21 protein-coding genes and 1 pseudogene are annotated in these 24,788 nt (G+C 65.1%); 13 read left to right on the plus strand and 9 right to left on the minus strand.

Going from position 1 to position 24,788, the window contains the following annotated elements:
- Positions 1-93 precede the first annotated feature (93 nt).
- Positions 94-1,455, minus strand: a complete 1,362-nt coding sequence (locus KEM60_RS08165) for an anaerobic C4-dicarboxylate transporter (protein WP_219107050.1) — start codon at positions 1,453-1,455, stop codon at positions 94-96.
- A 114-nt stretch (positions 1,456-1,569) separates the two neighbouring features.
- Between KEM60_RS08165 and KEM60_RS08170 the strand changes: the two genes are divergently transcribed.
- Together KEM60_RS08170 and KEM60_RS08175 are read left to right on the plus strand one after the other, a co-directional pair.
- Positions 1,570-3,165: an ATP-binding protein gene (locus tag KEM60_RS08170; protein WP_219107051.1), complete on the plus strand. Its 1,596-nt coding sequence runs from the start codon at positions 1,570-1,572 to the stop codon at positions 3,163-3,165.
- 5 nt (positions 3,166-3,170) lie between these two features.
- Entirely contained in the window at positions 3,171-3,923 is a 753-nt protein-coding gene (locus tag KEM60_RS08175) for a response regulator (RefSeq protein WP_219107052.1), read from the plus strand.
- Positions 3,924-3,949: 26 nt separating this feature from the next.
- Here KEM60_RS08175 and KEM60_RS08180 read toward each other — a convergent pair whose 3' ends face one another.
- Both KEM60_RS08180 and KEM60_RS08185 read right to left on the minus strand, forming a co-directional pair.
- Positions 3,950-4,618: a hypothetical protein gene (locus KEM60_RS08180; protein ID WP_219107053.1), complete on the minus strand. Its 669-nt coding sequence runs from the start codon at positions 4,616-4,618 to the stop codon at positions 3,950-3,952.
- A gap of 87 nt (positions 4,619-4,705) precedes the next feature.
- Positions 4,706-6,529, minus strand: a complete 1,824-nt coding sequence (locus KEM60_RS08185) for an NAD-dependent malic enzyme (RefSeq protein ID WP_255574395.1) — start codon at positions 6,527-6,529, stop codon at positions 4,706-4,708.
- Between the two features lie 140 nt (positions 6,530-6,669).
- Between KEM60_RS08185 and KEM60_RS08190 the strand changes: the two genes are divergently transcribed.
- From KEM60_RS08190 to KEM60_RS16545, 6 genes are all read left to right on the plus strand, one after another.
- Positions 6,670-7,629: a Clp protease N-terminal domain-containing protein gene (locus tag KEM60_RS08190; RefSeq protein ID WP_219107054.1), complete on the plus strand. Its 960-nt coding sequence runs from the start codon at positions 6,670-6,672 to the stop codon at positions 7,627-7,629.
- Positions 7,630-7,866: 237 nt separating this feature from the next.
- Complete coding sequence (locus KEM60_RS08195) at positions 7,867-8,853, plus strand: hypothetical protein (protein WP_219107055.1); 987 nt, start codon at positions 7,867-7,869, stop codon at positions 8,851-8,853.
- Between the two features lie 139 nt (positions 8,854-8,992).
- Entirely contained in the window at positions 8,993-9,376 is a 384-nt protein-coding gene (locus KEM60_RS08200; protein ID WP_219107056.1) for a hypothetical protein, read from the plus strand.
- Positions 9,377-9,408: 32 nt separating this feature from the next.
- Positions 9,409-9,780, plus strand: a complete 372-nt coding sequence (locus KEM60_RS08205) for a hypothetical protein (RefSeq protein ID WP_219107057.1) — start codon at positions 9,409-9,411, stop codon at positions 9,778-9,780.
- 20 nt (positions 9,781-9,800) lie between these two features.
- Positions 9,801-10,577, plus strand: a complete 777-nt coding sequence (locus tag KEM60_RS08210) for a Pr6Pr family membrane protein (protein WP_219107058.1) — start codon at positions 9,801-9,803, stop codon at positions 10,575-10,577.
- A gap of 152 nt (positions 10,578-10,729) precedes the next feature.
- Entirely contained in the window at positions 10,730-12,154 is a 1,425-nt protein-coding gene (locus KEM60_RS16545) for an amino acid permease (RefSeq protein ID WP_255574396.1), read from the plus strand.
- A 96-nt stretch (positions 12,155-12,250) separates the two neighbouring features.
- On the opposite strand, the pseudogene KEM60_RS16885 reads toward KEM60_RS16545, so the two are convergent.
- Positions 12,251-13,054 (minus strand): annotated as a pseudogene (locus KEM60_RS16885) (LysR family transcriptional regulator); the annotation flags it as partial.
- 101 nt (positions 13,055-13,155) lie between these two features.
- Between KEM60_RS16885 and KEM60_RS08220 the strand changes: the two are divergent.
- From KEM60_RS08220 to KEM60_RS08240, 5 genes are all read left to right on the plus strand, one after another.
- On the plus strand, positions 13,156-14,079 hold the full coding sequence (locus KEM60_RS08220) for a pseudouridine-5'-phosphate glycosidase (RefSeq protein ID WP_219107060.1): 924 nt from the start codon (positions 13,156-13,158) through the stop codon (positions 14,077-14,079).
- On the plus strand, positions 14,079-14,954 hold the full coding sequence (locus KEM60_RS08225; protein WP_219107061.1) for a carbohydrate kinase family protein: 876 nt from the start codon (positions 14,079-14,081) through the stop codon (positions 14,952-14,954). The genes KEM60_RS08220 and KEM60_RS08225 overlap by 1 nt, the downstream gene beginning before the upstream one ends.
- A gap of 241 nt (positions 14,955-15,195) precedes the next feature.
- Positions 15,196-16,227 (plus strand): iron ABC transporter permease, encoded by a 1,032-nt coding sequence (locus KEM60_RS08230; protein ID WP_255574398.1) that lies wholly within the window; start codon positions 15,196-15,198, stop codon positions 16,225-16,227.
- A complete protein-coding gene (locus tag KEM60_RS08235) occupies positions 16,227-17,027 on the plus strand; it encodes an ABC transporter ATP-binding protein (RefSeq protein WP_219107062.1) in 801 nt (266 codons plus the stop codon). The genes KEM60_RS08230 and KEM60_RS08235 overlap by 1 nt, the downstream gene beginning before the upstream one ends.
- Positions 17,024-18,034, plus strand: a complete 1,011-nt coding sequence (locus KEM60_RS08240) for an ABC transporter substrate-binding protein (RefSeq protein WP_219107063.1) — start codon at positions 17,024-17,026, stop codon at positions 18,032-18,034. Before KEM60_RS08235 ends, KEM60_RS08240 begins: the two co-directional genes overlap by 4 nt.
- Positions 18,035-18,089: 55 nt before the next feature.
- Here KEM60_RS08240 and KEM60_RS08245 read toward each other — a convergent pair whose 3' ends face one another.
- The 5 genes from KEM60_RS08245 to KEM60_RS08265 all read right to left on the minus strand — a co-directional run.
- Positions 18,090-19,832, minus strand: a complete 1,743-nt coding sequence (locus tag KEM60_RS08245) for an ABC transporter ATP-binding protein (protein WP_219107064.1) — start codon at positions 19,830-19,832, stop codon at positions 18,090-18,092.
- Positions 19,829-21,619 (minus strand): ATP-binding cassette domain-containing protein, encoded by a 1,791-nt coding sequence (locus KEM60_RS08250; RefSeq protein WP_219107065.1) that lies wholly within the window; start codon positions 21,617-21,619, stop codon positions 19,829-19,831. The genes KEM60_RS08245 and KEM60_RS08250 overlap by 4 nt, the downstream gene beginning before the upstream one ends.
- Before the next feature lie 8 nt (positions 21,620-21,627).
- Complete coding sequence (locus tag KEM60_RS08255; RefSeq protein WP_219107066.1) at positions 21,628-23,025, minus strand: YcaO-like family protein; 1,398 nt, start codon at positions 23,023-23,025, stop codon at positions 21,628-21,630.
- Positions 23,022-24,047: a CocE/NonD family hydrolase gene (locus tag KEM60_RS08260; protein WP_219107067.1), complete on the minus strand. Its 1,026-nt coding sequence runs from the start codon at positions 24,045-24,047 to the stop codon at positions 23,022-23,024. Before KEM60_RS08260 ends, KEM60_RS08255 begins: the two co-directional genes overlap by 4 nt.
- Positions 24,044-24,788: hypothetical protein (locus tag KEM60_RS08265; RefSeq protein ID WP_219107068.1), on the minus strand; the 745-nt coding region annotated here is incomplete at its 5' end. The genes KEM60_RS08260 and KEM60_RS08265, both read right to left, overlap by 4 nt.

Consider the following 24,788-nt stretch of genomic DNA (forward strand, 5'->3'; position numbering starts at 1 on the left):
CCGAAGCGACCGCCACCACAGGTTCCGCTGCTGCAGGTGGAGGGATCCGCAGCAGCGGCCGACGCCCCGATCACAGTGACGCCGGAGTCGGTGTCACAACAGAATCCGCGCCAATGCTGTCCCGACCAGGCAGCCGGTGATGACACAGATGAAGCCAGGGATCATGAAACTGTGGTTGAGGATGTATTTACCGATACGAGTGGTACCGGTCCGGTCAAAGCCAATGCACGCCAGGTCGCTGGGGTACGTCGGAAGGAAGAAGTAGCCGTACGACGCTCCGAAGAAACCAATAAGCGTGACCGGATCCACCCCGATCTTCAACCCGATCGGCGCCATCGCTGTCAGTGCCGCTGCCTGGCTGTTCACGAGTTTACTGACCAGGAATAGGGCGATCGCGAAGGTCCACACGTGGGCCTGCACCATCGTGGTGAGCTCTTTCTGCATTTCAGCGAGGTGAGCATGGAAGAAGGTTTCCGCCATCCAGGCGACACCGAAGACGGAGAAAATCGCGACCATTCCGGCTTTGAAGACCGCTGAATTGGGGATGTCGTTGGGCTTGACCTTGCAGGTGATGAGGATGAGTGCGCCTGCAATGAGCATGAACATCTGAATGGTCAGCGTCATGGACAGCGGCTTGGAGCTGCCGTTCGCAGCCGCAAAGCTGGGCCGCAGGTCGGGGAACGCCCCGAGGATCACAACGATCGCGATGGCCGTGAAGAAAATCCACATGGCCCGGAAGGCCTCTTTGGGCATGTCCCGGTCCAGGAGGGTGGTGCCGTCAGCTTTGCCGTAGATGTAGGCACGTTTTTCCGGGTCGGCGATCTTCGCCTGGAACTCCGGGTCCTGATCGAGGTCCTTGCCGCGACGCAAACTCCACAAGGCCGCCAACACGACGCCGCACAGCGAAGCGGGGATCGACACTGACAGGATCTGCGGGATGGAGTACGTCGGACCACCGTGCGCAGCGCTGTTGGTGGCAAGGATCGTGGCCAGGGACACGGTCGCCACGGACACCGGGGAGGCGGTAATACCGACCTGCGCAGCCACGGAAGAGACCGCCATGGGCCGTTCGGGGCGAATGTTTTTTTCCAGCGCGATGTCCTCGATGATCGGGAACATGGTGTAGACCACGTGGCCGGTGCCGCACAGCAAGGTGAGGAACCAGGTGGTGATCGGCGCGAGGATCGTCAGCTGTTTCGGGTGAGCGCGCAGGATCCGTTCGGCGTACCTCATCATCACGTCCAGACCACCGGCGGTCTGCAAGGTTGATGCGCATCCGATGACCGCGAGGATCGTCATCATGACGTCGATCGGGGGGTCGCCGGGTTTGAGGTGGAAGACGAAGACGAGGATCAGCAGACCGAATCCGCTGATTAGTCCGAGTCCCATGCCGCCGTAACGGGTGCCCATCACCAGGCAGGCGAGGACGATGAGGATCTGGATCGTGAGGGCCATTGCGGTATCCGTCGGAAAAGTGGTGGAGATCTGTCGTGACAAACCCTCACCGATAGGTGCGGTTACTGTCACCGTTGTGTTCGTAGTGTTCATAGCTGATGTGGGAATGCGCCGGTGAGGCGCGGGAATGTGCCGTTGCGTCCGGCACCGGCACAGTCGTTGGCCTCACGGGTATTCGTGGCACAGCTGGCAGTGATGATGGCAGTCGTCGTGGTGGGCACGATCGGTGCGGCAGTGCAGGCGCGCCGAGCGGTGGCGGCGAAAGCCGCCAGCACGACTCTCGCAGTAGCTCGCACGGTAGCGACTGATCCGCAGGTCGCGGTCGCGTTGCGTGGCCCCGACCCCGCCCGCGCGTTGCAGAGTCACGTCGAGGAGGTACGACGCCGTAACGACGTGTCCTTCGTCGTGGTGATGTCACCGGCGGGGCAGCGGTATACCCATCCGATCAGCGAGAAGATCGGTCAGATCTACGTCGGCTCATTGGGTGCTGCCCCGAACGGCGGTGAAGAGACTGAAACCCGAGCCGGGACGATGGGGGTCTCGCTGCGGTCAGTGGTGCCGATCCGGGAACGACCTGACGGGCCGGTAATGGGGCTGGTCGCGGTCGGTATCCCCGTGGAGCACATCGAAGGGGAAGTGGCGTCGTGGATGCCGACCGTGCTCGCCGCAGGGGTAGCTGCGGCCTTAGTGACCTGGGTGGTCGGCACCATTGGGGCCCGGCGGGTGGCGCGCGCCACCCACGGGATGACCGTTCCGGAACTGCGGGGCCTGTATGACTGCTATGACGCCGCTTTGCATGCGATGCGCGAAGGGTTGGTCTTGATCGGCGAAGACGGACAAGTACGGGTCGTCAACGATGAAGCTCGCCGCTTGTTGGGCGTCAACGGGACCCTGACTGGAGCGCCGTCGGCTTCGCTCGGATTGCCCGCCGACCTGGTGGCTGCGGTCAGCGCGGGGACGGCCTTATCTGACCGTGCGGTGGTCGCAGGGTCACGGATCGTGGTGGCCAGTGTCGCCCCAACTGGTGGCGGGGGTTCTGGAGCGGTCATCACCTTGCGTGATCGCACCGAATTGGAAGAAGTTGCTGGCGAACTGGCCTCGACCCGCACGCTGATGGATGCCTTGCGGGCCCAAAGCCACGAAGCTGGTAACCGCCTACACACCGTGGTCTCCCTGGTAGAGATGGGGCAGCCGGACGAAGCAGTCGCCTTCGCCACCGAAGAAGCAGCGCGGGGGCAGCGCCTCACCGACGAAGTGATGTCTGCCTCCGGCGAACCCGCCGTCACAGCGCTGCTACTCGCGAAATCCAATGACGCAGCTCGGCGGGGGGTGTCCTTGGACTTGGATCCTGATTCCTGGCTGCCCGCTGGGATCGCTCCCGCCCCGGAACTCGTCACGATCGTCGGCAATCTGGTGGACAACGCCATCGAGGCCGCTGCCCGTTCCGCCGCAGCCCGGGTGGGCGTAGCGATGTACGTCGAAAACCACCAGGCGGTGATAGAAGTCACCGATTCCGGCCCTGGACTGCCCACCGATGCAGACGCTTTCGCACCCGGTTGGACCACCAAACCTGATGACGGCCGACCGCACGGACTCGGGCTGGCGTTGGTGCGGGAAGCCGCAGCACGTTTGGGCGGAACGGTACAGGTAGCCGATGATGACTCGTCATGCCTGGTGGCGCGCTTCCCGGCAGGAGGGACGTCGGGATGAGACCCATGTGGACCCAAGAGGGTGCCGCCGTGGCTGCTGGCGACCCCAGCGCGGCTGTCCCAGCGACCCATCTTTCGCCCCTGCCGCTACGGGTGCTGGTTGTCGACGATGAACCGTTCGCGGCGACCGCACACGCCCGATACGTCGCGCGAGTCGACGGATTCGACGTCGTCGGAATCGTCGGATCTGGGCGAGAAGCACTGTCCATGGTGTTGCGCGGCAACATCGACCTGGTGCTCTTGGACTTGGGGCTGCCCGATATGTCCGGTCTGGACGTGGCCAGAGTGATCCGCGGGCGAGGAATCCCCACCGATGTATTGGCGATCACCTCGGCGCGGGAAGTATCCACTGTGCGTAGCGCCGCCGACCTTGGAGTGGTCCATTACCTGCTCAAACCGTTTGCCTTCGCCACCCTCGCTGAGCGGCTTCGCGGATACCGCCAGTTTCGCGCCGACACTGCGGCACCACGCGAATTGTCCTCGCAGCATGACGTGGACCTGCTGGTCGCCGGAGTGCATCCCGCACCGGTCACGGTGCTCCCCAAAGGCCTGTCCGAGGACCTGCTGGGACGAATCGTCAACACTGTCCGTGACCAAGGCGAAGTGTCCGCAGCTGGTGTGGCCCACGCGGTGGAGGTATCCCGGGTCACGGCCCGGCGATACCTGGAGCACCTGGTCGGATCCGGGTTGGTCCGCCGACAGGGCCGACGTACCGGACCGGGGCGACCGGTGATCACTTACACCTGGGAACACAGATGACCCAACGCAGTCATCACGATGACTGGTCAGGTGCCAAAGGGCCTGTCACGGTGGCACACGATCACGAGCACGTCTTCTGTCCGGGACATCGCAGCGCTGACCAGCCCGCGGGTGACATCACGACGGACCCGCTCTTCGAGCGCAGTGCTGGTCAGGAAGGCCCCGGACGGCAGATCCGCGCGCAGCTGCCGCGGCACGTCTGGAGTGGGCACCGTCGACGAAGACCGCACCGGCAACAACCGCGCCCGCAATCCACGAGCGACGTCCGGATTGAGGTTGACCACCGCGATGAGCTCATACATCGACGGACCAGGCACGCTGTCATCCCCGCGGCGACCGATCACCCAACTCACTGACGCTGCCTCAGGCAGCCGGGGCACGAACGCCCGCAAACCAGAGATGTCATGGCGCACCGGGCCGTCAACGTGGTGGTAGTCGCGCCGCCCAGTCGGCAACGGCTTGCGAGACGCCGGGGCGTTGAAACTCAGGTCCGCCACCTCGGTCTGATTCGCCGCCGTGGTTTGCTCCGCGAGCGCGGATCCGGAGTCCACGCACCACCCCCCGCCGCACAGGGTCACGGCGACGAGCACCGGCAACCCGACCAACGGGACCGTACGTCGCTTGACGACGGCACGGGTGATCTTCGTTGTCGCAGAAGGAACCTCACGTTTTATTTGGGGTGGACCGCCGGTCACGCCCAGCAGCATAGACGCCTTGCCGCCTCGGCCGCCCCATCAGCCACACCTGCCAGGTGCGAGCAGCGCTGCGCAAGGTCACGTGGCTCAGACGATCTCCACCGGCGGATACCTCGGCGTCCACATCCGCTGATACACATCGTTGATCGGGTCGGTCAGCGGGCGACGAGCCACCCCTTCATCCTCTGCCGCGCGCGCCACCGCCAACGCCACCTGCGCCGACACCGGCCGCAATTCGTCAATTGACGGCAACAGCGACGCGCCCGGACGATACGCATTGGCGTGCGAAGCCAACGCCCGCGCCGCGGCAGAAATCATCGAATCAGTGACCCGCTCAGCACGACACGCCGCCACTCCCAAACCGATCCCCGGGAAGATCAACGCATTGTTGGCTTGCGCGATGTAATGGCGCACTTCTCGATGATCCACCGGGTCGAACGGGCTTCCCGTGGCCACCAACGCCGCCCCATCCGTCCATTCGATCAGGTCTGCTGGAGTCGCCTCGGCCCGCGCCGTGGGATTCGACAGCGGCATGATGATCGGGCGCTCGCAATAGCGGTGCATCTCTTCTACGACCTCACGGGTGAAGGCGCCCCCTGCTGTGGACGTGCCGATGAGGATCGTTGGCTTGACCTGCCGTACGACGTCCAACAAGGTGATCCGACGTCCCGGGACACATCCCCATTCAGTGACCTCGGCGCGGGACCGGGCAAAGGGCCGCTGGAAGTCCAGCAGGTCGTCCATGTCCTCGACGTACAAGCCTTGGAGACCGATGGCGAAAAACCGGGATTGTGCTTCTGCTGCGGACATCCCGGAGTCCACCATGTGATCACGGAGCAGCGTGGCGATCCCGATCCCTGCTGACCCGGCGCCGAAGGACACGACCCGGTGGTCACTCAGCGGATGCCCAGCAACGTCAATTCCGGCAAGGATGGCCGCTTGTACTACCGCTGCCGTGCCTTGGATGTCGTCGTTGAAGGTGCAGTAGTCGTGCCGGTATGCCTCCAAAATGCGGAACGCGTTTCCGGTGCCCAGGTCCTCCCAGTGCAGCATCGCATGCGGGAAGACCCGTGAAGTGACCTCGACGAACGTGCGGATGAACTCGTCGTACCGCGGACCGCGCACCCGGGCATGCTGCTCCCCCAGGTAGAAGGGGCTGTTGAGCAGACCGAGGTTGTCGGTGCCGGTATCGAGAACCACCGGGATCGCCCGTCGAGGGTGAATCCCCGCAGCGGCGGTATACACCGAGAGTTTGCCGATAGCGATCTGGACACCACCGATGCCCTGGTCACCGATGCCCAGAATGCCCTCAGAGTCGGTGGCCACGACCAGGTCGACGTCCTCAGGGTCTAGGCCGTATTCCAGGAGAGAACGCTCGATGGCTTCCGGTCGATCAATGGACAGGAACACCCCGCGGGGCCGGTTGTACTCGACGCTGAATCGCTCGATGACTTCACCGATGGTCGGGGTGTAGACGATCGGCATCATCTCTTCGATGTGATCGGAGAACAGTCGGTAGAAGAGCACCTCGTTGCGGTCGCGGAGGTTGGCGAGATAGCTGTGCTTGGCAAAGGGGGTGCGTGCCGATTTGTACTGCTCATAGACTCGACGTACCTGATTGCCCATTGAGGTGACCCCGGTCGGCAATAACCCACCGATCTCCAGGGCCTCGCGCTGCTCCGCGGTGAACGCTGTGCCCCGATTGGTCATGGGATTGGCTAAGACCGCGCGTCCCCGCGCATGAATGCGAAGGACCCCGTTGCGTTGGGTGGTGTCGAGTTCGTAATCCGGCATTGCCCCTCCACGACGTCGTCCGATGGCTCCGCGATAGTAGTGCACGGCCGTGACGGCGACGATGACCGGGGCCGACCAGGTCACGACGGTGGCTGACCTTCCAGCGACAATCGGCATGAAGCGGACACGCCTAAGCTTGGCCGACAAGGCCGTCCGCCGTGAGGCCCTACCGAGCGCCGAGCCGACGCCACGACGAGCCCGACGCACACCCCCCACTCATGGCACGACCATGTACGTCGACCGTCAGGACAACACCTGTGAACAGCCGCGCCACCATGATGCTGATGAACGCTGCGTGGCGGGAAGCCGCACGTCGTCGGGCTGCCGTCATCGAGGTCACCGACCTGTTGCTCGGCTTGCTCGCCTGGGGCGGACCATGCGCCCAGATCCTCGCCGAACACGGAGTCACGTTGGCCGTGGCACGGGAGGCAGCGGAAAACGCCCAGCGACATCGGCTGACCGCCCCGGACATGGACGTCGATATGGCAGTCCCGCCGCTGGTGCCCCGCCCGGTAGAAGAACTACACCACGGCGCAGTGGGCGACCTTTTCCTGGATCGGCAGAGCCGCCACCTCCTCGACTCACTCCCTCGTGGCTGGTCAGAGACCGACCTCTTGGCTGTGCTGCTGCGAGAGCCCACTCGCCGCGTCGCTGAACTCCTCGATCACGCCGGGGCAGACCCTGAGGTGCTGCACCCGTGTCTATCCGGGCCGTTGATGTTGCCCACCCCGGTGCCGCGACGCCTGCGGGCGACCCCGCCGTTGCCAGCGCTGTCCGACGAAGTCCGCCCGGCTGTGATGCTGGACTTTTTTATCTCGGCAGCACCCCGCGTCGTACACCATGCGGCGACGGATGCGGCGTGCGCCTTGCGGTGGGCGCATTTCTACGAAGGTGCCGTCGTGGACGGGCACGGATTAGCGGCCACCGAACGTGGCCATGGACATCCGATCGTGTTTCAGTTCACCCGAATGGTGGCCGACACCGACCGGGTGGTCTGGGTGACGACCCGCGACGGAGTGCCCGTGGGATGGCACGAGATCTGCCTGTCCGCTGTGGCAGGTGGGACTCAGGTAGTCATGACCCAAGGCACCCGGGTGCACGGCCGACTCTCGGACATGATGAACACCTTCAGTCAGATCATGACGTCGGTGTCCTTGCCGACCACCGCGCAAGATCTGACGTCAGTGTGTTCGGAGTTGGTCGACGTGCCACGGTGAACAGCTGATTCCGCAGGGAAACAGTGGCGAACCCTCCAGAATTCATCCGAGAAGTCCTTGTGATCACATTCACAGTCGCCCCCAACTCCGAAAATCGCAGGCATCACACCTTTCGCCAGAAATCCCTACCGTATCCAGCGATGACGCCCGCCAAGAGGTCACTGCCCTCTCGGATCTGCCACCGCAACAAGCCAGAAGGCTCAGGACGGGCGTCCAGTTCGATGAGATGATCACCTCGTGAAGATCGTCGATGAACTCACCCACCGTGTATTGGCCTACGTCGAAGCTCTCGGGCGCCATGGCGCGCCGCCGAGCAAGACTCAGGTGAATGCTTTCGGCTCCTCACCAGATGTACGCACCAGGTATGTGCCGGGTCTGACTGAGGGCGCCAAGGACAACCTGCAACGCCTGCTGGCCGGGCATGATGAACCCGCTGAATCCTTCTGTTCGTTCCTCGAACGTCTCGGCTGGGTCTACACCGCTGAGGACCGGGTCATCCTCTCCGAAACCGGTCGTGCTCTGCTCAAGGCGCTGAACATGCCCGGGGACACCGACGGCGTTGCCCACGTCCTCGACGTCACCGTCGACGCGGATGTGCCGTTCACCTATGAATTGGCCTCTCCCATTTTTTCGTCAACGCACGAAGCGATGCTCGTTGAGCCTCATTTCCGGCTGGAACAGCTGATGGATGTCATCGAGTACGGTCAGATTCGCCGAGTGCTCATGGGCCCCAAGGTCAACACTCGGGACCGGCATGTGCTCACCACCGGGCTATCCTCCCTGGAGCCCGGTCGGCTAGAGGTACGTCGAGCCAATGATCTGCATGATCGCTACCTCATCCCCACTGATGGCGGAGTGATCGTGCTCGGTGCGTCCCGCGGTGACGGCGGCCGCACCTTGAACACCACGACAACCCTTGGCGAGTTGGCGTCGTACGCCGTCCGGCAAGCGTACGAACGAGCCTGGGCGGAAGCCGAAGTGGTGCATTCAGGTAAAGCAGAGTTCATCCCGGTGAGCACCTACACTCCGATCGCCACCCCTGCCCCGCCACCAGCGGGCCCCAACGGCTCATCCGCACCGGCCACCCCAGCGCAGACCCCCACCCCAGCCCAGGTCGGCGCTAACGGCTCGGGTCATGGACCGAGCAGCGCCGGTGCCAGCAGCAACAGCAAATCGTCTGGGAGCAACTCCACCGACAGCTCAGGGAAGAACTCCGCCGCTTGACCTGATGGACCACCGCACCCCTGACCTGGATCCGCCTCCCAGGAAGAGCGCACATCCCGGTGATACGGTCGAGCCCGTCACCGGCCTGGTGGGAATACCAACGCCCTTCTCCAGCAGGCATGATCGCCCGGAGGCATTCATGATCCAGCAGTACCAGCTCAATTACGGATGGCCGCAACTCTTCGCCGGAGACCCCGAGGAGGTCGTCCTGACCCTGCGTGCCCAGATCACCGGGGCCGCTGCGATGGCTGCCGTGAGCCGGTGGTTCAGCACGCTCACGCCCAGCGAGCTTCCCAGCGAGGCCGGTTGGCGCTATCACGGTGGCGCGTCCATGTTCTTGCATGAACCCACCGGGGCAGAGGCGATTCTCGACATTGAATCCCAAGGTCAGGATGCCGCGGACTCGGTGGCGTGGTATGCCCAGGAGGTCGTTGAGGTGGTCCAAGGCACCACGCAGGACACCTCCGAAGTCGCCACGGTGACCTGGACCGAACTGCCGCCACGAAGCGGCTCTGACCGCTGACCATTCCCCGTCGTAATATCGAGGAGCACCCGGTGATTGAGCGCTATCAGATCAACTACGACTGGCCTTGGCCGCAGGAATCCGGCCCGTTCGACACGCATGTCCAGATCACCTTGGTCGCTCATATCACCAGCGCTGCCGCCGCCCAGGCGGTCGTCGCCTGGTTCCAAGGTCTCCCGGAGGGAAAAGCCTCTCACCAGCGAGTCGACTGCGGTGCCACCATGCACATTCGTCGGTCTACCCCGGCCAGTCTGGACCTGGCAATCAGTGCAGCCGGGCAGGATTGCTGCGAGATGGTCACGGACCAGGCCACTGTGATCGCTGACCTCGTGGAAGCCGCCGACCAGGGCAATGCCACCCTGCGCTGGATTGAATTGCCTCCCGTCACTGTCCCCACCCGCTAACAACAGATCGATTTCTGACCGTGGTATTCCTTCCGTCATCCCGTCATGCCGTCATCGCTCGCCGTATCCATGGCGTCGTCGCCATCACTGCCACAGCAGGTTTCTTGGCAGTGATCATCTTGTCCGCTTCGGGAGGTTTCCTCCCCCAACCAGCACAACCAGGTCATCTCCTGGGGACCAACCCGGAAGGCCCAGCAGGAATGTGGTCACGGGTCTGGGACACCCTGACCTATTTCACGGTCTGGTCCAATATCATCGTCGCCGTCGCCTTCTGGGTGATGGTGGCGCGACCTGCCCACGGGTATGTCGACTCACCGCCGCCGCTGTGGCAGCGCTCCTTGCTGCTGGATGCGCTGATGATGATCACCGTGACGGCGATCGTCTATGCCACGCTCATCGGACCCAGCCAGGTGTTGGAGGGATGGTCGATGCTGACCAACCCCTGGCAACACATCGTGGTGCCCGTGGTGGCGGTGGCGGGCTGGGTCTGGGCCGGTCCGCGGAGGTGGATCGATCGGTGGGCCATTGTGGGCAGTCTGCTCCTGCCGATGATCTGGACCGTGTTCATGTTGATCCGAGGCGCCGCGATCACCGCATACCCCTATGCCTTCGTGGATGTGGCCACGCACGGGATGGGTCCCGTGGCGGTGATGATCGTCGCGATCGTGGTGTTTGGCTTGTTGGTGATGGCGTCGTACGCCGGAGTGGATCTGTTCTTGCAGCGGTTCAGTCAAGCGCCTGATCCGCAACCTGATCTGTCGGCCACGGACCGACCCGACGCGACAGCCACCCGCTGACTTTCTCATCTCGCTAAACAATTTGACCATCAACCACCGGCTTAGGGTCGTCACCCCGGACGAGTAAGCCGCATTTCAGTCGATTATTCTGGACAACGTGACCATTGCGCCCTCCCGGCGCTCACGTTCAACGACACCCTCCAGAGGCCCCGATGCCCACCAGTGCTGCCGCTACCGCGGATCCTGACACCACCCACCTTGCCCCCACCGACGGCGACACTCTGCATCGAGGTCTCAAAAACCGTCACATCCAGATGATCGCCCTCGGTGGGGCCATCGGCACCGGGCTGTTCTATGGATCAGCCAGCAGCGTCCACCGTGCCGGACCTGCGATTCTCATCAGCTATGCCATCGGCGGACTGATCATCTTCCTGGTCATGCGCGCCCTCGGCGAGATGAGCGTCGAGGAACCCGTCACTGGCGCTTTCGCCCACTACGCTCGCACTCATTGGGGTGAGCTTCCTGGCTATTACTCCGGCTGGAACTACTGGTTTAGCTATGTCGCCGTCTCCATGGCCGAGCTCACCGTCGTCGGGGTCTACATCAACCATTGGTGGCCCACCGTCCCTGCCTGGGTGTCCGCAGCGGTCTGCTTGGCTGTCATCACCGCCGTCAATCTCATCGAAGTCAGCGCGTACGGCGAATTCGAATTTTGGTTTGCCCTGATCAAAGTGGTCGCCATCGTGGCGATGATCATCGGCGGACTGATCATCATCACCACGGGCGTGGGCACCAATGAACCTCCCGTGGGACTGACCAATCTCACTGCCCATGGCGGGTTCATGCCGCAGGGCCTCTGGGGCGTGGCGAGCGCATTGGCGGTGGTGATGTTTGCCTTCGGTGGTGTCGAGCTGATTGGCATTGCTGCCGGTGAGGCAGACAATCCACGCACGACGATTCCGCGGGCGATCAACCAGGTGATTCACCGCATTTTCTTGTTTTACGTCGGCGCTGTCTTCGTGATGTTGTGTCTTTTTCCGTGGAATCAGATCGGTCAGAACGGCAGCCCCTTCGTGACGATTTTTGACCAGATTGGTGTGCCGTACGCCGGGGATATCCTCAACGTGGTGGTGTTGTCAGCAGCGGTCTCTGCGTACAACAGTGGTCTTTACAGCAATGGCCGGATGTTGCACACCCTTGCCCATCAGGGGAATGCTCCTCGTTTTCTGGGTCAGTTGAGCCGCACTGGCGCTCCGGCTGCCGGGGTGTTGGTGTCTTCGGCGGTGACTGCCTCAGCGGTGTTGCTGGTGGCGTTATTTCCCAAGGACGTCTTCGGATATGTGATGGCGGTGGCGTTGTTTGCTGCTGGCACCAACTGGGCGATGATCACCTACACCCATCTGCGTTTTCGGCGGGGGCTGACTGAGGCTCAGCTGGCCCGATTGCACTTCCCGATGCCTGGTGCGCCGTACAGCAACTATCTCGTTCTGGGGTTCTTCGTCGTCTTGCTTGGTGTGATGTGGACTCAGGAGAACTTCCGCCCGGCGTTGATTGTCGGCCCGCTGTGGGCTGCTCTGCTGATCGCGAGCTACTACATTCGTCGCCATCTGCTGAGTCGCCGGGGTGAGTCGGCGTGAGTGTGCCGTTGACCTGCGCTGCGCGGATCGGCGTACGTGCGCGAGAAGGGTCAGCAGTTGGTCCACCCCGCTGACAGGTGGGACCCGCCATCGGACCTGTAAGGGCACGGACACTGGAGGGTCGAGCGGGGCGTGGGCCAGGCTAGATGGGGCGTCGCGGGCGAAGTCTTCCGGCACCAGGGAGAAGGCTTCCCCGGAGGACAACAGATATGACTGCGATCCGGAAAAACGTGTGGTCGCCGCCACGATTTCTGGGGTCATCCCCGCCGCTGTGCACGCTGCGACGATGACATCGTGATACGCCGGGTGTTGCTCGCGTGGCCACAGCAGCAACCGCCGTACTGGCAGGTGCCCCAGTGTGATCGGTGCCGATGCGTCGATCAGGCCCGCCGCTGTCAACACGTGTAGTTGGTCTGTGCCAACTCGTGCTCCCCGAGTGCCTGGCACCGACTCCACGAGATGCCCTACTCCGACATCGGCTTCTCCGGCGCGTAGTGCCTGTCCCACTCCGCCGGTCGGCACTTCGACCACGGTCACCGTCAAGGACGGCTCCAGTTGTCCTATCCGTCGCAGCAGCTCTGGCACCACTCTGTTGACCAGGCTGGGTGATGCGGCCAGCCGGATCGTCCCGTACGGCGAGACGTGATCGGCGCGGTCTTGGAGTCGATGTGCGGCGTGGGTGACTTCCCGTGCCCACGGCCACAGATCGCGGCCTACCTCGGTGAGTGTGGTGCCTGACCGGGATCGGGAGAACAGCATCACGCCGAGGGCGCGCTCTAGTGCTTTGATCTCGCCGCTGACAGTCGGCTGGGCTAAACCGACCAGCTGGGCTGCCCTGCCAAAGTGCTCGGTCTGCGCCACGGCATCGAACACCTGCAACTGGCGCAACGTGAATCTCATAGCGAAACCCTATGAGCTGATAGTGAATTGGGTCTGTCCGTTGCCCCAAAGCGACCTTATTGTCTCTGTTCAACCCTGCCGTGCGACATCGAGGAGCCCCCATGGACCCCTACTTCCAGATTTCCTCCCAGGTCGCCGACGCCCTCAGCAGCGGCCGCCCGGTGGTCGCCCTCGAATCGACGATCTTCACCCACGGGTTGCCTCGTCCCCGCAACATCGCGGTCGCCCTGGAAGCGGAAGACATCGTCCGTCGCGAGGGTGCTGTCCCGGCCACCATCGGCGTCCACCGGGGGATACCCACGGTGGGACTCGACGAGGACCAAATCCACGAACTCGCTTATGACGACATCGCCCTGAAATCTGGCATCCGTGAACTCCCGCTCGGGGCTGTGCTGAAGAAGAACGCTGGCACCACCATCTCCGGGAGCATCTATCTGGCTCGTCGCGCTGGCATTGATGTCTTCGCGACCGGGGGTCTCGGTGGGGTACACCACGGCGCTCACCGCACGTACGACGAGTCTGCCGATCTGATTGCGCTGTCCCGCACCCCGATCGTCGTGATCAGCTCCGGCGCTAAAGCCATCCTCGATGTGGCCGCCACCCTCGAACGCCTCGAAACTCTCTGTGTTCCCATCGTCGGATATCGCACTCACGCCTACCCAGGTTTTTACGTCGCCGACTCCGGCCATCGCGTCACGCACCGACTCGAATCAGCTGACGACATCGCCACCGTCTATCGAGCTCAACGACGCCTCGACACCCCCGGCGCGCTCCTCGTAGGCAACCCCATCCCCACCGAAGCCCAACTCGACCCCACCCGGCTTGAGGAGACCGTCACCAAAGCCTGGGCTGCTGCCGACGAACGCGGAATCAACGGCCAAGGGCTGACCCCCTTCTTGCTGGAATTCATCCGCGCCAAAACTGGTGGCGCCAGCCTCGAAGCGAACGTCGCTCTCTATCGCAACAACGTCCAGCTCGCCACCCAGGTCGCCTTATCCCTCAAGGCTGCACCCCAGGAGCCCTGATGCTCGGAGTCATCGGCGATCTCGTCCAGGATGTGGTGGTCTGGCTCGACGACACCCCCCGACATGCCACCGACACCACCGCGCAGATCACTCTGACCCGTGGCGGGTCAGCCGCGAACGTCGCTGCCTTCGCTGGCCCGCACCACCCCACCCGGTTTATGGGCTGTGTCGGCACTGACCGCACGGGACAGGACCTAGCCCGCGATTTGCGCGACCACGACGTCGAGGTACGTCTGCAACAGCGCGGGACGACCGGCACCATCGTCGTCATCGTGGGTCCTGACGGCGAGCGCAGCATGTTGACCTGTCGAGGAGCTTGTGCACGGCTCGGGCCGATTGATCCACAGTGGCTGGCTGGGGTGGATCTGCTTCATGTCACCGGGTATTCCTTTCAGGATCCGATCGGACGTGAAAGTGTCGTGGATGCGGCGCGTCAGGTGCACGCTGCGGGGGGCCGGGTCAGTGTCGATGTGTCGTCGACGGGGATGATCCAGGATTGCGGTGTGGCGGCTTTTTCTCAGTGGCTCATCGATATGGGTCCGGATGTGGTTTCTGCGAATGCGGACGAATCCCGACTGTTGACGTTGGCTGACGGTGCTGGGCCGGGTGAGCTGGCGCGGTGGCTCGATTCGACGGTGGTGTTGAATCGGTCTGGCCCTGGGCCGACCAGGGTTACGTGTGGGGAGCGGGTATTAGGGGAGGTCCCGGTTGAGGCGGTGATGTCGGTGCGAGATGTCACTGGCGCGGGTGATGCGTTTGACGCGGGTTTTTTGGTGGCCTGGGCAGGGGGCGCTGACCCGGTAGAAGCGTGTCGGTGCGGTCATGACCTGGCTCGGCGGGTGATCGGCTCTCCTGGGGCGACGGTAGCGCGCTGAGGTGGGTTGATCTCAGGGGGCCTGGCGTCAGTGGGGCTGGGGGCGTGTCGGGGTGAGCTCGTCGTACTCCATCCGCGGTCATCCTGGTCGGTCCTTTTGACCGGCAACGTCATTCGATGATTTCTGTGAGGACGTCCCTGGGGCGGGCACAGGAAAGACGGGCCGCCACCGTCACTACCAGTTGGGATTGATTCTCATTATTGCTAGAGTTTCGTCCCCTGCCCTTATATGAAGGAGAACGGTGAGGACGGCACGCCACAAGCATCTCTGGAGCATCGCGCTGGCCGTAGCCATCATCACGATCGTCCTCATCTCGACCGCGCATGGTCCCCTGGCTATGAGCCCCTGGCAAGCAGCACGCATCGTCCTCGGACATCTACTCCCCGACATGCCCTGGATGAGCGACGGCAGCATCACCGCCGCCCAAGACCAAGTCGTGTGGACCTTCCGACTTCCCCGGGTCCTCTTGGCGGCGCTTGCCGGGGCCTGTCTCTCCCTCGCCGGAGCGCTCCTGCAAGTCAGCGTCCGCAACCCCCTGGCTGAGCCCTACATCCTGGGCATCTCCTCCGGAGCGGGGCTCGGCGCGGTCCTCGCCATCGTCACCGGCTCAATCATGGCGTCTGGGGTGATGCTCAACCTCGCCGCGTTCATCGGCGCCGCCACCACCATGACCTTGGTCTACCTGTTGGCCTTGCAACGCGGCGTCATCGTGCCCGCCCGACTCATCCTGGTCGGAGTCGCCCTCGGATCGTTGCTGTCCGCCCTCACCAACTTCCTGCTGATGACCACCGACGCCCAAAAGATCTTCAGCATCCTGCACTTCCTGCTCGGCTCAGTCTCCGCTGCCACCTGGACCAGCCTCCTGCCACCGGCCATCGCGCTGCTCATCGGAGTGATCGTCGTCGGGTTGCGCACCCGCTCCCTCAACGCCCTCATGGTCGGCGACGAAACCGCCACCGCCCTCGGCGTGGACGTCCCCCGGCTACGGCGGACCCTCCTGGCCGTCACCGCCCTGCTCACCGCCGCCACTGTCGCTGTCGCTGGCGGTATCGGATTCGTCGGACTCATCGTCCCGCATGTCACCCGAATGATCGTCGGTGCCGACCACCGCTACGTCATCCCGGTGAGTGTCCTTGGCGGCGCTGCCTTCCTCAGCGTCTGTGACCTCCTGGCGCGCAGCATCGTCGCTCCAGCCGAGATCCCGCTAGGCATCCTCACCGCCGTCGCCGGCGCCCCCTTCTTTCTCTGGTTGATGCGCCGCAAGGACAGCTAATGGACCTCACCTTCGACCGCATCGACCTCACCCTGGGCGGACACCGCATCCTCCACCAGGTCAGTTTCACCGTCCCCACCGGTGCGACCGTGGCCCTCCTAGGGGCCAATGGCAGCGGCAAATCCACCCTGCTCCGCACCGCCTACCGAGTCCACCGCCCCACCCACGGCACCGTCCGCGTCGGGGGCGACGACGTCCACCGCATCCCCCCGGTCGAAGCTGCCCGACGGATCGCCGTGATGACCCAAGAAATCAGCTCCGACTTCCCGCTGACCGCACTTGACGTCGTGCTCCTCGGCAGAGTCCCCCACCAGCGCGGATTCGGCGCCGACTCCCCCCAGGACCTCGACCTAGCTCACGACTCCCTCACCGATGTCGGGGCTCCCCACCTGGCAGCCCGCACCTTCGCGTCCCTCTCCGGCGGCGAAAAACAACGCATCCTGCTAGCTCGCGCCCTCACCCAGCAAGCACCCGTCATGATCCTCGACGAACCCACTAACCATGCTGACCTCGGGTTTCAACACGACCTCCTGCACCTGGTCACGACCCGAGGCGCCACCGTGCTAGCAGCCCTCCATGACATCAACTTGGCCCTGGCCTACTGCGATCAAGCGGCCGTCATGCACCACGGACAGCTGCACGCCCACGGACCCGTCACCGACGTCCTGACCCCACAACTCCTCGACGACACGCTCGGCGTGTCCTCGATGGCCATCCCCGACCCCCGCGGTGGACAGGTGCTGTCCTTCCGCCGCCGCACCACCCACCTGTCGACCACCACGACCAAGGACAACCCATGAGCCTCAACACCACCAGAAAACACCGCCGCGCCGTCACCATCGCACTCCTCAGCGCGCTCGCACTCACCGGCTGCGGTCAGAGTGTCAGCACCCCACAAGCAAGCGGCAGCAGCAGCGCCGCCACGGTCACCCTCACCAACTGCGGCGCTGACCAGACCTACCCCGTCGGTCGGGAACGCATCGTCGCCCTCGGCACCGGCCAAGCAGACCTCATAGCCCGCCTCGGCGCCGCCAAGAAGGTCGTCGCAGTCGCCCAGACCCACGGCGAGAAACTCCCCGGCGCTCTCGAAGCCGACGGCCATAAAGTCGACATCATCAGCAAAGACGCCCCGCCCACCAAGGAACAGCTGTTGGGGGCGCGCCCCGACCTGGTCTTGTCCCCCACCACCTACGAATTCACCGCCGAAAAGGGCTACGCCACCCAAGACCAGCTCCGTCAGTCCGGCGCGCAGGTGTACGTCGCCGCCGCCGGATGCTTCCAGCGCCGCTCCACCGCCGAAGTCACCGACCTGCTCACCGACATCGACGCCCTCGGCAAGATCATCGGTGCCGAAAAAACCGCAGCCGAGCTACGCGCCCAGGCCGAAACTCAGCTCAAAACCGCCAAAGACCGCGCCCAGGGCAAAACCGCTCCGACCGTCGCCCAACTCTTCATCGAAGGCGACACCATCACCGCAATCGGCGCAGGCGTCGAACACAGCATGGCTGCGGCAGCAGGCGGCACCAGCGTCTTCTCCCCCACAGACGAAGCCTTCTCGAAATTCTTTGCCGCCGAAGTCTCCCGCGAAACCATCGTCGCCAAGAACCCTCAGGTCATCGTGTTCACCACCACTGGTCCCGACCACGAAAAAAGCACCCGTGAATGGCTGAAGAAACACCTCGGCGGCGTCAAAGCGGTCCACGATGACCGGCTCGTCGCGATCCCCGGCACCCACGTCCTCCCCGGCACCTGGGGCACCATCGACGCCGTCACCACCATGAACAAGGCGTTCTACCCGCAGGACTGAACCAGCTCGGGGGCCTGAGAGCCGACCCCTGCTCAGCTCTCAGGCCCCCGTCACCTCAGGGAAGCCACCGGATCACCCGAGGCGTTCGCGCCAACGTCCGCTCCCGATGGCTGATCACCAGCACCGTGCAACGCAGCTGCTCCACCACATCCATCACCGCTGACTCGGCAGCCGCGTCCAAAGCCGCTGTCGTCTCATCCAGCACCAAGATCTGTGGCTCCAGCAACAGCGCCCGCGCCAACGCCACGCGAGCCCGCTGGCCACCAGACAACGTCGTACCGTCCTCCCCGACAGCAGTGTCCAAGCCCAGCGGGAACGCCTCATCGGTCACCGACAGCCCCACCTGCTGCAACGCGCTCTCCAGATCCCCATCGGTGGCATCCGGTGCCCCCAAACGCAGATTGTGCGCGAGCGAACCATGCACCAAAGGCGCGTCTTGCTCGACCAGCTGCACCCACGACGGCCACTCTCCCGCGGGGATCTGCTCCGGCGTACGACCCCCAAGCAGCACCATCCCAGCGTCAGCCCGCCACAACCCGGTCAGCAATCGAGCCAAGGTCGACTTGCCGACCCCGGATGGCCCGGCAACCCCGACCAGTTCACCCGGCTCAATTTCTAGGTCAGGCACCATGATCGGCGCCCGACCTGGATAGTCAAAGCGCACCCCCCGAGTGCTGATCGACGCCGCCTGCTGCCGCTGCGCAGACACCGGCGCCACCCCAGACACCCGCTCCCGCTCCGGCCCCGGCCCCGGCAAGGCTGCACCGATATCCGCGCCCAAAGACATTCCCTCCGCGACCCGACGAGCACTCGCCCGATGAGGTTGCAAAGTCGCTGCCACCGCCACCGCCTCAGCGATCGGAGCAAAAAACGTCAACGAGCCGGCCAAAAGACATGGCACCCAGACCGGATCACAACCAGGCAAACCAGCAGCGACCAGCATCAACGCCACCGACGTCAACACCACCACCGACTCGCGGATCCCGGCGCCCCAGGCCTCCACCGCCCGCAATCGACGCGCCGGAGCATCCGCCCGAGCTGCCGCCGCCGCCAGATCGGCGACCGCCTGCTCACGACGGTCAAACACCAAGATCTCCCGGGTGCCGGCAAGCAGATCCACTGCACGTTCAGACAGCTCAGTACGCCGATGCTGCTGGGTGGCGCCCCACCGCTCACCGCGGCCTAGCAACGGCCAGGTCGTCACCACCAGCAACACCAGACCCGCCACCAAGACCCCCGCGAGCGCTGGTGACACCCAGGCGGCGACCGGCACTCCGACGACGACCAGCACCGCGGCGGCAGCCATTTGGGCGACGGTGTGGGCGTAGAAAAACTCCAGTTTCTCCACGTCAGTCATCGCAGTCGCCGCCAGTCGTCCCGAATGCACCCCGCCCCGAGAAGGCACGCCACGGGCGTATCCGTCGTACAGGGCCATCCGCAACGCAGCTAGCACCCGATAGGCCACCGCATGGGACACATCCATTTCGTGCCAGGTCAGCACGGGGCGAAGCAACGCCAGGACGACGGCCGCGACCCACCAGGGCCCCTCATCGGCCCGGCCATAGAGCACCGCAGTGGCGACCAGATGGGCGGTGGTCACGGACAGTGCGATTAAGGACACATTGGCAGCGAGGTCCACCAGGGCTGTCCACAGCAATGGTCCACGCTCACCGCGAAGTGACGGAGCCAGTCGAGCGAGGTCGGTGATCGTAGAGGTAGCGCGAGTCGGAGCCGATACGGCACCACCGGAGGGCGCTGTCACGGTCAGCGGTGCGGCCGTCGTACCGGAGGTATTCATGGCGTCTCCTGAGGGTGCGGGATGATCTCGGGACACAACCGGCCGCCCTGCAAGTGCAGTCGTCGATCGGCGGCGGCGACAGCTTCAGGACGGTGCGCGATCATCATCACGATGCGATGCTGTGCCTCCCGACGCAGTACGTCACAGATGCGGCGGGCGTTGGCATCGTCGAGGGCGCTGGTCGGTTCGTCGAGGAGCAGCAGGTCCGCGCGAGCCAGGAGCGCCCGGGCGATAGCCAATCGTTGGCGTTGCCCCCCGGACACCCCGGTGCCGCCTTCACCGAGGACCGTGTGCACGCCGTGCGGCCACCCCCGCACCGTGTCGGCCAGGCCGACGTCGGTGAGGGCGTGCCAGAGGTCGTCTTCACTGGCAGTAGGGGCAGCGACCCGCAGCGTCTCAGCGACGGTGCCGGGGAACAGATAGGAGTGTTGCGAGACGACGGCGACGCGTTCGGGCCGTGCGATGGTGCCCTGCTGGGGGTGGAGCAGCCCCAGGACGAGGTCAAAGAGCGTTGACTTGCCTGACCCGGAGGCTCCGGTCAGGGCAACGAGCCCACCGGGCCGCACCGTGAGATCGATGCCGTCGAGGACCAGGTCGTCGGCGTCATATCCGAAACGGACGTCAGTCAACGTCAACTCCGGTGCGTCCTGCCAGGTGGCGCTCTGCGCCGTACTCCGGGTGGTCGGCGGGTGGGCGGCGGAAGCCAGCGAGTCGGACGTGCTGGTCCCCCCGGCCAGGGCAGCGTCAATGCTGTCGAGGGCGGTCAGTCCGAGATAGCCGGCATGCCAGTGCCGGGCCAGGTCGCGCACCGGCCGGAACGCCTCAGAGGAGAGCAACAGCACCAGGTACGTCGCAGTGGCACCGGAACCCCACGCCCCGGGGAGGACACCGAGCGTGGGGACAGTGAGCGCGCCGGTCGCTTCGAGGGCGGCGAGCGCGGCGGCGGCAGTCAATCCGACTTGGATGCCGATGTCGGTCAGGCCGGTGTCGATCAAGGAGATACGCATGGTGGCGACGGTGTGCCGATGCAAGGCGTCAGACCGCTCTTGGAGTCGTTGGCGGCGACGACCGACTGCACCGAGGACGCGCAGGGTCGACATGACTCGGAGCGATTCGAGGTGGTCTGCGCTGAGTTGTTCGTAGCTGTCCCAGTGGTCGCGTCCACGGTCGGTGAGTCGGCGCTTCCACCAGCGGGGCGCGAGGACCGCGACGGCCACGCAGCCGGCCACGGCCACCGCTGCCCACAGGTTGATCCAGGCGATGGCCGCGATCGCCAGCGGGCAGAGGATCCACACCTGCAGTGCGGCAGCGAGGTATCTGCTGACGTAGGCGTCGACACCGTCGACTCCTTCGGTGAGGGCGGAGCGGCGCGCCCCGAGCCGTTCGTCGGCGTCATGGAGTCGAGTGGGGACGATCAACGCGCGTACCAGGCGTTCTCGCAGGTCAGCTCGGACTGTTTCGCCGAGCCTGGTGGCGAGGTGGATGTGGGCTTGGGCGAGAGCGAGGCGGGTCACGACGACGAGACACACCGCGCTCAGTGGTCCGGTCGGCAGCGCGGTGGTGTCGTGGTCGCGGGCAGCGAGGGCGAGACCAGAGAGCGCAGCAGCGAGGAAAGCTGCTTGGACGGCGTAACTGAGGGTGACGGCGAGTTGCAGGACGGTGGTCGCGGTCAGGAGCCGAGGGTGGGCAGCGGCGAGTCGCCAGAGTCGGATCTCCACGATCCGGGAGAGCCAGCGGTGGATGGTGGTGGGAGGTACGTCGTCGATGTGGGCCGGGGTCGCGCTCACTGGTCCTCCTACATATGTGGAGCCGGGGTGAGCTCCAGGTCGTCAGGGCCGTGTGGGATGGGCCAGCCGCGCTGACGGGCGGCGTCGGCGAAGCGGGGCATCCCGTAATAGGCGAATGCCGCAGGAGCATTGGGGACCAGGTCGCTGACCAGCACGCGAGCTACGGCCAGTCCGGTCGGAGCGACGTCGGGGGTGGTGAGGTCTTTGACGACGACGCGGTGGCCGGCGTCGGCGAGGCGGCGGCGGAGGTGAGCTGAGGAGATCGCCTCTATCTCGTGGAGATCGCCGACACCCAAGTCGGGGTGGGTGAAGCGGCGGGCGAGATGGTGGGTGCGGGGGTCCTGCCAGATCTGCACGTGGGCGCCAAGGTCGCGCACTGCCGCGAAGTGCGGTCCTGCCGAGTCGAGATAGTGATGGTCGTCGCGGTGGTCGAGGTGCAGGCCGGTGGCCATCAGACCGGCAGTGATGGCGTGAAACACCCAGCCGTCGGCGTCGACAGTGCCCAAAGTGTAGATCCAGGTGTGCACCGCTTCGAGGACTGCTTTGCGGGCGGCTTCGGCAGGGTCTGGTTTCGCGGAAAACCCGGCGGCATATACCCCGGTATGGGGGTCGTGGACCAGCGCTGCGAACGCCGGGGCGTATTCGTGAGGCATCGCCACGACCCAATAGTCAAGGTCGCAGCCTGCCATGGCGTCAGTCAGACCGGGGATGGTGGCGGGGTCGATGCCTCGGGCGGGCCCGCCAAGGTGCCACCACAGTTCGAGGGCGTCGCGTTCGATCACTTCGTAGAGGGCTCGATCGCAGGCATCGGCGAAACCTTGACCGGTGGCGATGCCGGCGTAGTTGAGGTGATGAATGCGGGGCAGGTCGCGGTAACGCTGGAGACGCCAGTTGAGGTGGATGAGGGATGAGGGTGCCCACACCTCACCGGCAGTACCACGTCCGGGATGCTCGGGGTGGTCTTCGGCGCAGCGCACCCACAGGGTGGGGGTGTGCTCATCAAGGGGGGTGTATTCGAAACCGGGGCGTCGTACCTGCCAGTCAGCGAAGCGCGGGAGCCGATCGAGATCGATCACCTGGCGACCGTCAGCGCGTAGCTCTGCGGCGGTGCCACGACGCAGGTCATCCCCTTCGGGGGGAAGATAGTTGCCGCAGTAGCGTTCGCAGGCTTCGGCGACGGCGGCGATCCAGGCGCCGTGGGGGTCGCCGAAGGTGGTGCCGAGGGAGACCCGGTCGGCGGGCCATTCGCCGAGGCGGCGAGCGTCAGCAACTTCAGCGGTCATCGAGGTGTAGGCGTGCGGTGCGCGCTCTGGGCGCAGGACGGTGCGAACACGCCGGATGAGTCCGGTGTGTTCGTCGACGAGGGCGTCCAGCGGCCAGGGCGCAGGGTGCGTCAGGGTGGTCATGGTTCCTCCCGGTCAGGCAGTGGGCGCCACCCGTGGATCGGGTCGAGGCGGCAGCGGGCAGTCAGGTGCGGATGAGGTACGTCGGGATGCTGTTGATGGTGAGCGGCGGCATCAGCCCAGGTGAGGATCGGCGGGAGCAGACCGCCGTGGGCGCGCAAGGCTTGCCGGACCGGGTGAGTCGCTGGCAGGTGGGTGCCGAGCCCGTGACCCCAGTCTCCCCAGAGCAGTGCCGCTGGCCCGGGCCAGTGCTGCACGAGACAGCGGGAATCTTCAGCGAAGAAGTCTCGACTGCCCCCGATCACGAGGAGTGGGGTGTGCAGGCCGGACCAGCGAGTGGTGGGGTCGGGGCGGGGCGCGCTCCAGAGGCGGCGCCAGGGACCGTCGAGGTCTGGATGGTCCGCAAACAGCTCGGTGACCTGGCTGTGGGTAGCCCGGTGAGTCAGGGCGTCCAAGGTGGTCGGATCGAGGGGGGTGTGGGAGATGGATCCGTGGCCGTGCTGCCACCACCAGCCGATGCGGTCCCGAAGTCGGGGGGTGCCATCCGGAGCGTGCGCAGTGTCCCAGAGCCCCAGAGCGGGGACCATCGCGATGACACCTGCGGGGCGTGCACTGAGAGAGTCGGTGACGGTCAAGGCCCGTGCCGTGTCGATGGCGGCGTGCGCGCCGTACGAGGAGCCGCTGAGCAGGAGCGGACCGGTGATACCGCCATCGCGGTGGAGGGCACGGACCGTGTCTGCCCCATCGCTGCCTTCGTGGGCGTACGGGGTCCAATGGCCCTCAGAGCGGTAGCGGCCGCGCACGTCCTGTAGGTAGGTGCGATATCCGGCGCCAGCCCAGGAACGAGCCTCCGGGAGAAGCGCTTCGACGCCGTACGGAGTGCGCAGCAAAACGGTGCCGCGGGTGTCGGTAGTGGTGGCGGGTAGGTGCAGGGTGTGCAGTCGATGCCCGTCAACGGTGGTGATGGGCACGGTGGTGGCGGAGGTCGTGGCGGCAGGCAGCGGGGTGTGGGTGGAGGTGGTCATGAGCGGGGTCGGGGTGGAGTGTGCAGCTCAGGGACGCGTAAGACGGGGTGATCATCGACTCGCAACGGCGTCATCTCGATGCGGTGGAGCAGGTGGGGTCCCCGATGTGGTTGCCGGTGCAGATAGTGCAGGGCGTGCTGCAGGATGCGCGCAACGGCCAGGTGGGCTGCCGTGGGAGGCAGGTCGGTGAGAGGGTCACCGCCACGGTCCTGCCAGAGTTGACTGAGCAGGTCAGCGGCAGGGCTGGCAGCGAGTCGGCGGGCGCGCAGGTCGTGGGCGCTGACCGCGTGTGGGTCGGCTGGGTCGGCGAGCGGATGGACGAAAAGGACGTCATCTTCCCGGTGGACGCGGATGACGGCGCTTCCGGCGGCCAGATCGGCATCAGCCAGGTCTTCGTCGGCGGGCCCGGTGACGGCGTGAAGAGCCACTGCCAACGGAGTGGGTTCGTCAGCGTCGCCCGTGGGGGTTGTCAGCGGAGTGAGCGCAGCCACGACGGGGGTGAACAGTTGCGGAGCGTCGCCGTGCACCGTGATGACAGCAGGATGGGGTCGTCGGCGGCGAGCGCGTTGTGCCAGGGCGGCATCGAGTTGCGCGGGGGTGGCCTCGGGTGCGAGGCGCATGAAAGCGCCGTCGGGGGTGCGCAGGACGTCACGTCCGTGGGACTGCAGTGGCGGGTGGGTCATGGGCCGGTCCCTGGTCTTGGCGGGGTGGGGTGACATGCCGGTGCGGGCCGGTGGACGC

Source organism: Austwickia sp. TVS 96-490-7B (assembly GCF_019331795.1).
In the GTDB taxonomy this organism is placed as follows: domain Bacteria; phylum Actinomycetota; class Actinomycetes; order Actinomycetales; family Dermatophilaceae; genus Austwickia.